This is a genomic window from Actinomadura bangladeshensis, assembly GCF_004348335.1.
Lineage (GTDB): Bacteria > Actinomycetota > Actinomycetes > Streptosporangiales > Streptosporangiaceae > Spirillospora > Spirillospora bangladeshensis.
On the sequence record NZ_SMJW01000095.1, the window covers coordinates 16,360 to 27,609 of the forward strand.

General features: G+C 72.8%; 11 protein-coding genes. 8 read left to right on the forward strand and 3 right to left on the reverse strand.

Features of this window, described 5'->3' with window-relative positions; translation table 11 throughout:
- Positions 1-22: 22 nt before the first annotated feature.
- Entirely contained in the window at positions 23-1,270 is a 1,248-nt protein-coding gene (locus E1284_RS19615) for an HNH endonuclease signature motif containing protein (RefSeq protein ID WP_165965339.1), read from the reverse strand.
- A 406-nt stretch (positions 1,271-1,676) separates the two neighbouring features.
- The gene (locus E1284_RS19620; protein WP_424923492.1) at positions 1,677-2,273 is read right to left on the reverse strand and encodes a uridine kinase family protein; all 597 of its coding nucleotides are present in this window, start codon (positions 2,271-2,273) and stop codon (positions 1,677-1,679) included.
- Between the two features lie 48 nt (positions 2,274-2,321).
- Here E1284_RS19620 and E1284_RS19625 point away from each other — a divergent pair, with 48 nt between their 5' ends.
- Together E1284_RS19625 and E1284_RS19630 are read left to right on the forward strand one after the other, a co-directional pair.
- Complete coding sequence (locus E1284_RS19625) at positions 2,322-3,518, forward strand: CaiB/BaiF CoA transferase family protein (protein WP_131940953.1); 1,197 nt, start codon at positions 2,322-2,324, stop codon at positions 3,516-3,518.
- The gene (locus E1284_RS19630; RefSeq protein WP_131940955.1) at positions 3,518-4,918 is read left to right on the forward strand and encodes an acyl-CoA synthetase; all 1,401 of its coding nucleotides are present in this window, start codon (positions 3,518-3,520) and stop codon (positions 4,916-4,918) included. Before E1284_RS19625 ends, E1284_RS19630 begins: the two co-directional genes overlap by 1 nt.
- A 9-nt stretch (positions 4,919-4,927) precedes the next feature.
- On the opposite strand, the gene E1284_RS19635 is transcribed toward E1284_RS19630, so the two are convergent.
- Entirely contained in the window at positions 4,928-5,503 is a 576-nt protein-coding gene (locus E1284_RS19635) for a TetR/AcrR family transcriptional regulator (RefSeq protein WP_131940957.1), read from the reverse strand.
- 89 nt (positions 5,504-5,592) lie between these two features.
- Here E1284_RS19635 and E1284_RS19640 point away from each other — a divergent pair, with 89 nt between their 5' ends.
- From E1284_RS19640 to E1284_RS19670, 6 genes are all read left to right on the forward strand, one after another.
- Positions 5,593-6,234, forward strand: coding sequence for an NAD(P)-dependent oxidoreductase (locus tag E1284_RS19640; RefSeq protein WP_131940959.1), 642 nt, complete (start codon positions 5,593-5,595; stop codon positions 6,232-6,234).
- A gap of 235 nt (positions 6,235-6,469) precedes the next feature.
- Entirely contained in the window at positions 6,470-7,294 is an 825-nt protein-coding gene (locus E1284_RS19645) for an ABC transporter ATP-binding protein (protein ID WP_243714598.1), read from the forward strand.
- The gene (locus E1284_RS41610; RefSeq protein ID WP_165965340.1) at positions 7,291-8,847 is read left to right on the forward strand and encodes a sensor histidine kinase; all 1,557 of its coding nucleotides are present in this window, start codon (positions 7,291-7,293) and stop codon (positions 8,845-8,847) included. The genes E1284_RS19645 and E1284_RS41610 overlap by 4 nt, the downstream gene beginning before the upstream one ends.
- Positions 8,844-9,449, forward strand: coding sequence for a response regulator transcription factor (locus E1284_RS19660; protein WP_131940971.1), 606 nt, complete (start codon positions 8,844-8,846; stop codon positions 9,447-9,449). The genes E1284_RS41610 and E1284_RS19660 overlap by 4 nt, the downstream gene beginning before the upstream one ends.
- 68 nt (positions 9,450-9,517) lie before the next feature.
- Complete coding sequence (locus tag E1284_RS19665) at positions 9,518-10,681, forward strand: pyridoxal phosphate-dependent aminotransferase (protein WP_131940963.1); 1,164 nt, start codon at positions 9,518-9,520, stop codon at positions 10,679-10,681.
- Between the two features lie 78 nt (positions 10,682-10,759).
- Positions 10,760-11,250 (forward strand): RNA polymerase sigma factor (locus E1284_RS19670; protein WP_131940965.1); only part of this gene is annotated, 491 nt, incomplete at its 3' end.

An 11,250-nucleotide genomic window follows, 5' to 3' on the forward strand; every position in this document is an offset into this window, starting at 1 on the left:
GCCGGGTAGGGCGAGCGAATGTTCAGGCAGCTTGTAGCCACGGTGGTGGGTGGTGGGCGGGTTCCGCAGGTTGGACGGTCCCGGGTGGATGCAGGCGGTAGATGTAGCGGCCTTCTTCGTCCGTTGTGATGCGGAGCCGGTCCGGGTTGGTGTGTTTGTAGCGGTTGTGCCAGCCGCAGCACAGCGAGAGTTTGTCGATGTCGGTGGGGCTGCGGCCGAGTGCCCAGCCGTCCACGTGATCGACCTCGCACAATGTTCCGGGGACCTCGCAGCCCTGCACCGCGCACGTCGGGTAGCGGGTCTCCAGGACTTGGCGTTGGGGGCCGGTGGCGAATCGGACCTTGTGGCCGAGGTAGAGGGGCGTATGGCCCCGTCCCAGCAGCAGCGGCGAAACGCCTGCGTTGAGGGCGATGCGGCGGGCCTGCGCGGCCGGGATCGGGGTGCCGTCGGTGAGGCGCGCGGGGGCCTGGCCACCGGTGAGGGTGTCGAGGTCGCAGATGACGGTGACCTTCGTGGCGCGGTGGCCGCCCGAGAGCACGGAGCCGAGCGCGGCCGCCGTGCGTTCGGACAGGTCGCGGTGGTCGTCAGCGCCTGCGGGCTTGGCCAGTGGCCCGAGCGTGCCGTCCCAGACGGCGGCGTCCTCGGCGTTCAGCCAGCCCTTGATGTAGCGGCCCCCGTCCAGGGAACGGGTCGAGTCGATCCAGGACCGCTCGTAGCCGCGCCGGGTGTCGTGGTCGGCGCGCTCGGTGCCGTCGCGCTCGGCGATGACGTCACGGATCCGCTTGCCGAAGGAGGCGACCTTTCCGGCGGAGCAGTCCTTGTCGACCATCTCAAGCAGAATCTGTTCCGCTTCCCGGCAGTCAGTGTCGTCGAGCCGGGCGACGGAGTCGGCGATGGTGGATGCGTAGCCGAGGGAGAGGTCGCCGGTGGCCAAGCGGTCCATGACCTCGGCGAGGCGGTGCCGTTGGCGCGCCAGGTTCAGGCGTTCCTTGGCGCGGGATTCGCGCATGCCCAGCCGCGAGCGCAACCATGTCCGGGTGGACGGGAACCCCCACCGCTGTGCTTCCTTGCGACGGTCGACCACATCGATCAAGCCGGACAGGGCCGCCTCGCTCATATCGCCGGCGGCGGCGAGGGTTTCGGCGAGCTCCATGCACGCGGTCGCCGATTCGGGCGCGGCCCGACGAGCGAGTTCGGCGGCGATCGCGGACGCGGCGTTCACCAATTCCACGGTGGACGCCCCGTCAAGATCGACCGCAACTGAACCCATATAAGAATTGTACGTCACTGCACATGCCATTGCATCTCAACCGTCAAAATTCAAGTCCTAAATTATGCTCGCCAACGGCTGCGACCATTAAATGCTCATTTTTCCCAGATTGGACTAGGGGGACTTCGGCGACGATTTCGCGGGTGAGGCTGCTCCTGACGCTCTCTTGGACGGGTGGGGGCGGCGCGTCGGGCAGAGGGCAGGCGGAGCCTGCCCGACGAAAAGCTGCACTCAGGGGCCGCAGAGGCTCCAAAGTCAAGGGTGGCCGAAGGCCATCGCGAAGCGACGCGAAGCGCCCTTGACTTTGGAGGGGCGGCCCCGTACGCAGCGCCGCCCCCGCCACAATTAACCGAATACCGAATACCGAATACCGAATACCGAACACCAACTCCGAACTCGGTATCCGCTATGGCTCGGCGATCGTGAAGCGGTACGGCGTGAAGGTGGTTCCGTCGACATGGAGATCGCAGCGGAACCGCGTCCCGTCCGCGGCGAACAGAGCGGACTCGTGATCGGCCCAGCGCTCCCAGGCGTCGGCGTGCTCGGGGCCGTCACGGTCCAGGGCCCGGGCGCGGCGAAGAGCGAAGGGGGCGTCCAGCCAGATGCGGTAGGCGGCGGGCGACCCGGCCCAGGCCGAGCCGACGCCTTCGACGATGAGGACGGGCGGCGGCGGGATCGCCTCCTCCGGACCGTAGGTGTCATGGCGCCAGTCATAACGGCGCAGGACGGCCGGTCGTCCGTCGCAGAGCGGGCCGAGTACAGACCCGCGCAGAGGCTCCCACCAGGTGAGCGGATCCGCATCCCAAGGAACCCGGAAGTCGTCCGACCGGATGACGGGCGCACCGACCAGCACCTCGGCCAGGTGATCGGCGAACGTCGACTTGCCCGCACCGCTCGGGCCGTCCACCGCGACCAGGCGCGCCGGACCGCAGGACGGCGGCAGCGCGAGCAGCCGCGCCGCGAGCGCGGGGTAGGCCATGGTGGATTCCGGCACGGACGGCATACTTCCAGGTGCCGTACCCGCGGCCGCACCCCGCGAAGGAGGACGTCCTTGCCCGGACCGCTCGAAGACGTCGTGATCGTCGACCTCAGCCGCGTGGTGGCGGGCCCGCAGGCCACCATGACGCTCGCCGACCTCGGCGCCAGGGTGATCAAGGTCGAGCAGCCCGGCGGCGGGGACGAGACGCGCGGCTGGGGGCCGCCGTTCGCGGGCGACGACCAGGTCAGCACCTACTACCTGTCGATCAACCGCAACAAGGAGTCGATCACCCTCGACCTGAAGTCGGACGAGGGCAGGGCCACCCTGAGCCGGCTCGTCCGGCACGCCGATGTGCTCGTGGAGAACTTCCGGCCGGGCGTGCTCGACCGGCTCGGCTTTCCGGTCGAGCGGCTGCATGGGTTGAATCCCGGGCTGATCGTCCTGTCCATCACCGGGTTCGGGCACGACGGGCCGGAGGGGGGACGCCCCGGCTACGACGCCATCGTGCAAGGCGAGGCGGGGATCATGAGCGTGACCGGCCCGCCCGGCACGCCGAGCAAGGTCGGTCTCTCGATCGCCGACATCCTCGCGGCGGGCAACGGCGTCGCCGGGGTACTGGCCGCCCTCTATGAGCGGACCCGCACCGGACGCGGGACGGTCGTCCGCACCTCGCTGCTGGCGTCGGTCGTCGGCGCGCACATGTTCCAGGGGACGCGCTGGACGGTCGCCCGCGACGCCCCCGAATCGGTCGGCAACGACCATCCGTCGATCGCCCCGTACGGGACGTTCCGCTGCAAGGACGGGCAGATCCAGATCGGTGTCGCCAACCAGAACCTGTGGCGCCGGTTCGCCCCGCTCGTCGGCATCGACGCCGACGACCCCCGCTATGCGACCATCCCGGCCCGTGCGGCGCGGCGCCCGGAACTCACCGCCGACATCGAGCGCGTCCTCGCCGGGGACACGCGGGACGCATGGCTCGCGCGGCTGGACGAGGCAGGCGTCCCGGCGGGCGCGATCCGGTCGATCGACGAGGTGTACGAGTGGGAGCAGACGAGATCGCAGGGCCTCGTCATCGAGGTCGACCACCCGCAGCTCGGCCGCATCGAGCTGCCGGGGCCGCCCCTGCGCTTCGACGGCGCCCCGCCGCGCGCCCACGCCGCGCCCCCGCTGCTCGGCGAGCACAATGACACCGTCCTGGCCTGGTTGGACGAGAAGGACAGGAAACACCGGGAAGCCGTGAAGAAGCAGCAAAAGGAGAGTGGCGAGTGATGGATCTCCTCGGCGACGAGACCGCCGGCGGCCCGATCCGGATCGCGGGCCGGGAGCTGCCGCGCGACGAGCTGCTCGGCTGGGCGTCAGCCGTCGCCGCGGAGATCGCCGGCGCGGACGCCGTCGCCGTGCACGCCACCGCGTCGCTGGAGACGGTCGCGGCGGTCGTCGGCGGCGTCCTCGCGGGCGTCCCCGTGGTGCCGCTGCCGCCCGATTCGGGCCCGGCCGAGCGCGCCCACATCCTCGGCGACTCGGGCGCGAGCATGATCCTCGCCGCCGGCGACACGCAGTCCGCGGAGGGCGAGCCGCCCCTCCTCCCGATCGACTCGCTGCCGCGCACCGGGAGCGCCACGACCGCCGTCCCCCCCGATGCCACCGCGCTGATCCTCTACACGAGCGGCACCACGGGCGCACCGAAGGGCGTGCTCATATCCCGGAGCGCGATCGCCGCCGGCCTGGACGCCCTCGCCGAAGCCTGGGCGTGGACGCCCGACGACGTGCTCGTCCACGGGCTGCCCCTCTTCCACGTGCACGGGCTCGTCCTCGGTGTGCTCGGCGCGCTCCGAACCGGGTCGCCGCTCGTCCACACCGGACGTCCCAAGCCCGACCTGTACGCGGCGGCCGCGCGGAACGACCGCGGCAGCCTGTTCTTCGGCGTCCCCACCGTCTGGTCGAGGACGGCGGCGGATCCGGACACCGCGCGAGCCCTCCGCGGCGCCCGGCTGCTGGTCTCCGGCAGCGCACCCCTGCCTGTGCCCGTCTTCGAGCGGCTCTCCGCCCTCACCGGCCACCGCCCCGTCGAGCGCTACGGCATGACCGAGACCCTCATCACGCTCAGCGCGCGCGCCGACGGCGACAGGCGCCCCGGCTACGTCGGCACCCCGCTGCCCGGAGTCGAGACCCGCCTCATCGCCGAGGACGGGACGCCCGTCCCGCCGGACGGGGAGACGCCCGGCGAGCTGCACGTCCGCGCGCCGCTGCTGTTCAAGGGCTACCTCAACCGCCCGGAGGCGACCGCGAAGTCGTTCGCGGAGGACGGCTGGTTCCGCACCGGCGACATCGCCACCATCGGCCCGGACGGCTGGCACCGCATCGTCGGCCGCGCGTCCACCGACCTCATCAAGAGCGGCGGCTACCGGATCGGCGCCGGCGAGATCGAGAACGCGCTGCTCGCCCACCCGGCGGTGCGGGAGGCGGCCGTGGTCGGCACGCCGCACGACGACCTCGGCGAGCAGGTGACCGCCTACGTCGTCGCCGACGGCGTCCGCGATACCCAGCTCATCGACTTCGTCGCCGAGCGTTTGTCGGTGCACAAGCGGCCCCGCGTCGTCCACCTGGTCGGCTCGCTGCCGCGCAACGCGATGGGCAAGGTCGTCAAGACCCGCCTCAGCGAACTCTAGAGACCACGATCAGGGGAGCAACTCCGCCAGAACGGGCCGGACCAGGTTCCGTGCGAACGACTCCGGGAGATCCGGGCCGTCCTCGCCCTCCGCGAAGTACAGCAGGAAGCCCTGCTGGAAGCAGGCGCCCATGAGCAGGGCGGCCACCGCCGCGGTGTCGGCCCCGGCGGCGACGCGGCCGAGGTCGCGCTCGGCGTCCAGGTACCGGGCGAGGGCCCGTACGGGCTCCTGCGGGCCCGCGCCGTACTTGCGCAGCGACTCGCGGGTGGCGTTCAGCAGCCGGGGCTGCGCCGCCATCGACGCCATCATCGGGAAGGCCAGCCGGTAGAAGCGCAGGCCGCCGTGGACGATGGCGACGAGGTTCGCCTCCAGCGTCCCCTCGCCGGGGGCGCCCATCGAGACGAACGGCGGCATCCGCTCCTTCAGCACGCTCAGCATCAGCTCCTCCTTGTCGCGGAAGTGCTTGTAGAGCAGCGCCTCGGAGTAGCCCGCCGCCTTCGCGATCTCCTTCGTCGTGGCGCGGGCGACGCCGTGCCGCCGCATGACGTCCGCCGCGGCGTCCAGGATCCGTTCCCGCGCGCTCAATGAGGCCCCCTTGACAGGTGAGTGAACGCTTACCACGATAGGGGTTAGTAAATACTCACTCACCCTACGGCCGACACCAGGGGAATCCGATGAAACTCACGATCTTCGGGGCGACCGGCGGGACCGGCGTGCTGGTCCTGCGGCGGGCGCTGGACGCCGGGCACGAGGTGACCGCGGTCGTCCGCGACCCGGCGGGCCTGCCGTCCGACCTGCGCGCCTGCGCCGACGTCGTCCAGGCCGACGTCATGGACCCGGCCGCGATCGAGGAGGCGGTGCAGGGCCGCGACGCCGTCCTGTCCGCCCTCGGCACCCGCGAGGGCCGCGCGCCGACGAGCGTCTGCGCGGACGGCGCGCGCAGCATCCTCACCGCCATGTCCGCGACCGGCGGCGACCGGTTCGTCCTGGTCAGCGCCTCCGGGCTGCACGCCGGGCCGGGCGACGACCCGTTCACCCGGTTCGTCGTCAAGCCGCTGATCCTCGGACGGCTCCTCGAGCACGCGTTCGCCGACATGCGCGCCGCCGAGGAGCTGACCCGCACCTCCGGCCTGCGCTGGACGATCGTCCGCCCGCCCCGGCTCACCAACGGTGCCGGCAACGGCCGCTACCGCAAGGCCGTGGACCGCAACGTCCTCGGCGGCGCCTCGATCGCCCGCGCCGACCTCGCCATCGCGCTGCTCGACATCGTGGACGACCCGGCCACCGCGGAGCACGTCATCAGCGTCTCCGGCTGAGGCGGCGTCTCCGGCCGAGGCATCGGCATCGCGGCACATGACAGCTGTCATGCCGATCGCCTGACAGGTGCCGCCGGAACCGGTGACACGCGCTCCTACCGCCGCCCGCGCGTGATCATCAGGCTGGAGGCATGGACAACGCAGCCATCCGCGTCGACGGCCTCCGCCAGCGCTACGGGAGTTCGAGGCCGTCGCCGGCATCTCCTTCGACGTCGGGCCGGGCGAGCTGTTCGCGCTGCTCGGCACGAACGGCGCCGGCAAGACGACCACCCTCGAAACCCTGGAGGGGCACCGGCCCGTCCACGCGGGCACGGTGCGAGTCCTCGGGCACGACCCGCACCGGGAACGGCGCAAGGTCCGCCCACGGATCGGCATCATGCTCCAGGACGGCGGCTTCTTCACCGACCTCACCGTCGCCGAGACCGTCGACCACTGGCGCGGCTTCACCCCGGCCGCGCGCGACCGCGACGAGGCCCTCGGCGCCGCCGGGCTCGCGGACAAGGCCGGGGTCCGCGTCCGGCAGCTGTCCGGCGGGCAGAAGCGCCGCCTCGACCTCGCGCTCGCGCTGCTCGGCCGGCCGGCGGTGCTCTTCCTGGACGAGCCGACGAGCGGCATGGACCCGGAGGCCAGGCGCGCCACCTGGAAGATCGTCCGGGACGTGGTGGCGGACGGCACGACCGTCCTGCTGACCACCCACTACCTGGAGGAGGCCGAGCACCTCGCCGACCGGCTCGCGATCCTGCACCGCGGCCGGATCGAGACGTCCGGGACCGTCGGCGAGGTCGTCGCCGGGCACGGCGACCGCATCAGCTTCCAGGTGCCGGGGACCCTGCCGATCACCGAGCTCCCCGGCGTGCGCGGCGCCCGCGCCGACATCTGCGTGGACGGCGGGCGCACCGTCGCCACCTACACCGTCAGCGAGGCGGGGCTCCAGGCCGGCCTGTACGACCTGCTGCGCTGGGCCGACGACCGGCGGATCGCGCTGGACGGCCTGCAGGCGCGCAGCGCGTCCCTCGAAGACGTCTTCCTCCGCACCGCCGCCGAAGGAGCGACCCGTTGACCCTCTCCGCCCTGCTCCGCGTCGCGCGTCTCGACCTCGCCCTCCTCTGGCGCAACCGGACGGCCCTGTTCACCGTGTTCGGGCTGCCGATCCTGTTCGCCGCGATGCTCGTGCCGATGAAGGGCCAGGACATCGGCGGCGTGGACGGCGCCCCCCTGCAGGGCACCGGCCACCTCGGCTTCTTCCTGGTGCTCGCCGTGTTCATGAACCTCGTCACCGTGTTCACCGCCCGCCGCGAGGACCGCACGCTCAAGCGGCTGCGCGGCACCGCGCTGTCGGACGCCGAGATCACCGGCGGCAGCGTCCTCACCGCGACCGCGATGTACGCCGTCCAGGCGCTGGCGCTGGCGCTGCCGGCCGTGCTCGGCCTCGCGTTCGGCGGCCGGTTCCCCGCCGACCCGCTGCTCCTGCTCGCCGGCCTCGCGGGCGGCGCCGCCGTCTTCGCGGCCCTCGCCTTCGCGGTCTCCGGCATCACCCCGAACGCGGAGATGGCGCAGCTCACCGTCCTGCCGATCATGTTCGCCTGCATGCTGGGGGCCGGCGCGTCGCGCCGCGACATGGTGGGCAGCGGTGCCGTCGCCGCCGTGCTCAGCCTCCTGCTGCTGATCAGCCCCTGGTTCTCCGTCGTCCCCGTCTTCTGGCTCTCGGCCGTGGTGCTGTCGCCGCTCCGCCGCAAGCGCATGGTCGCCCTGTGCGCGGGCACCGGCGCGTACTGCGCCGCGGTCGCCACGGCCGGCGCGGGCCGGCTCGGCACGAGCGGGACCATGCCGTGGTACGGGGTCTTCCCGCTCGTGTTCGTGATCTTCTCCGGCGTGTGCGGGCTGGTCGCGTTCGTCAACGTCTACCAGCGCCGCATGTGGGACATGCACCGGGAGACCCACGCCGCCCGCGACGCGCTCGCCCGGCTCGCCGTCACCGAGGAGCGGCTCCGCTTCTCCCGCGACCCGCACGACCTGCTCGGCCACAGCCTGTCGCTGATCGCGGTGAAGAGCGAGCTCGCCATCCGGATGTCGGGCACCGACCCCGAGCGCGCCGGCGCCGAGATGGCGGACGTCCAGCGGGCCGCGCGGGAGGCACTGCGCGAGGTGCGCGCCGCCGTCAGCGGGTACCGCGCCGTGGAGCTGGACACCGAGCTGGCCGGAGTACGGGCGGTGCTGGAGGCCGCCGGGGTCCGCTGCGAGACCGGCGACCCGCCGGGGACGCTGCCGCCGGCCGTCCGCTCGGTGCTGGCCTGGGTGATCCGCGAGGGCGCCACCAACGTGATCAAACACAGCGAGGCCCGGCACTGCGCGATCGCGATCGCCGTCTACGGTGGCTCCGTGGTGCTGGAGATGCGCAACGACGGAGTCCGCGGCGGGGGAGTCGGCAACGATGCCGGCTCCGGGGGCTCGGGCCTCACCGGGCTCGCCGAGCGCGCCGCCGTCCTCGGCGGCGAGGTCGCCGCCGGACGGCACGGGCGCGACGGCTTCCTGCTGCGCGCCGCCGTCCCGCTCCCCGCCCCGGAGGAGGGCACCGCCCCCGAGCCGGCCGGAGCGGCGGGGAGCGGCGCGTGATCCGCGTCCTGCTCGCCGACGACGAGCACCTCATCCGCGGCGCCGTCGCCGCGCTGCTCGGCCTGGAGGCCGATCTGGAGGTCGTCGCCGAGGTCGGGCGGGGCGACGAGGTCGCCGCCGCGGTCGCCGCGCACGACCCGGACGTGGCCGTCCTCGACATCGAGATGCCGGGCCTGGACGGGCTCACCGCCGCCGAGCGGCTGACCGCCGCCGGGGCCCGCTGCGCGGTGTGCATCCTGACGAGCTTCGGCCGCCCCGGCTACCTGCGCCGCGCCATGGCCGCCGGCGTCCGCGGCTTCGTCGCCAAGGACGCCCCCACCGAGGAGCTCGCCGCCGCCATCCGCAAGATCCACGGCGGCGGCCGCTACCTGGACGCCGAACTCGCCGCCGGCGCGATGGCCGCCGGGGACAACCCGCTCACCGAGCGCGAGCGCGAGATCCTCCGCCTCACCGGGGCCGGCGCCGAGACCGCCCGCGTCGCCGCCGCCCTGCACCTGTCCGAGGGGACCGTCCGCAACTACCTGTCGTCCGCCATGGCCAAACTCGGCGAGCCCACCCGCCTCGCCGCCGTCCGCGCCGCCGAGCAGATGGGCTGGATCTGACCCCGCCCGGCGTCCGGGGCCGTGCCATGCCCGCGCACACGCGGACCGCGGGGTCTTAGTCTTGTGGCGTGAGTGAGCCACTGGTCGAGCGCATGCAGGGATTCGGCGAAACGATCTTCGCTGAGATGTCGGCTCTCGCCGTCGGGACCGGCTCGATCAATCTGGGTCAGGGCTTTCCGGACGAACAAGGCCCGCCCGGGATGCTGGACGTCGCCGTGGACGCGATCCGGTCGGGCGCGAACCAGTATCCGCCCGGTCCGGGGACGGCCGAGCTGCGCGAGGCGGTGGCGGTGCAGCGGCTGGGGCGGTACGGGCTGTCGTACGACCCGGCGACCGAGGTGTACGTGACGGTCGGCGCCACCGAGGGCATCGCCGCGTCCGTGCTCGCGCTGGCGGGGCCGGGCGACGAGGTCATCGTCTTCGAGCCGTACTACGACTCCTACGCCGCCGTGATCGCGCTGGCCGGGGCGGTGCGCCGGCCCGTCATGCTGCGTCCGGTGCAGGGGCGGTTCACCTTCGACCCGGACGAGCTGCGCGCCGCCGTAGGGCCGCGCACCAAGGCGATCCTGGTGAACTCGCCGCACAACCCGGCCGGCACCGTCTTCACACGGGACGAGCTGGAGGCGATCGCCGGCGTCTGCCGCGAGCACGACCTGGTCGCGATCACCGACGAGGTGTACGAGTACCTCACCTTCGACGAGGCCGAGCACATCCCCCTCGCCACCCTCGACGGGATGCGCGAGCGGACGGTGTCGGTGTCGTCCGCCGGCAAGTCCTTCTCCGTCACCGGGTGGAAGACCGGCTGGGTCACCGCGCCCGCCCCCTACGTCCGGGCCGTCCAGACCGTGAAGCAGTTCCTCACCTACGCGGTCAGCGCCCCCTACCAGCGGGCCGCCGCGTACGCGCTGCGCAATGAGATCCCGTGGGTGGAGGAGCTGCGCAAGTCGCTCCAGGCCAAGCGCGACCGGCTCATCACCGGCCTGGAGGCCGCCGGGTTCGCGACGTACCGGCCGCAGGGCACCTACTTCGTGCAGGCCGACATCCGGCCGCTCGGGTTCGCCGATGGCATGGAGCTGGCCCGCGCCCTGCCGGAGAAGGCGGGCGTCGTCGCGATCCCGTCGCAGGTGTTCTACGACCACGCCGAGGCCGGCGCCCACTTCGTCCGGTTCGCGTTCTGCAAGAAGGACGAGGTCATCGACGAGGCCGTGGAGCGCCTCGCCCGGCTCCGCTGAGAAAACCGCGCCGCCCCGGTAAACGGGGCCGCCCGCTCGGGATTACGTCACGACAACCGATCCCGACGGGAGGTACTCGTGGATGATTCCGGATCACGGTTCACCCGCCTGTACGACGAGAACCACCGGCGCGTCCTCGCCTACGCGCTCACCCACGCCGAGCCGCACACGGCCGAGGACATCGCCGGCGAGACGTTCCTGATCGCCTGGCGTCGGCTGGACGACGTCGGCGACCCGCCGCTGCCGTGGCTGCTCGGCGTCGCCCGCAACCTGCTGCGCAAGCAGCACGACCGGCGCCGCCGCGGCCACGCCCTCGCCGACCGAATCCGGGCGCTGACGACGCCCGCCGACCTCGCGGCCTGGGACGTCGCCGAGCACGTGGTGGAGCGCGAGACCGCGCTCGCGGCGGTCGCCGCGCTGCCCGAGCGCGACCTGGAGGTGCTCGCGCTCGTCAACTGGCACGGACTGGAGCCCCGGCAGGCGGCGAAGGTCATGGGCTGCTCGGCGCCCGCGCTCGCCGTCCGGCTGCACCGCGCCCGCAAGCGCCTCGCCCGCGCCCTGGATTCCGC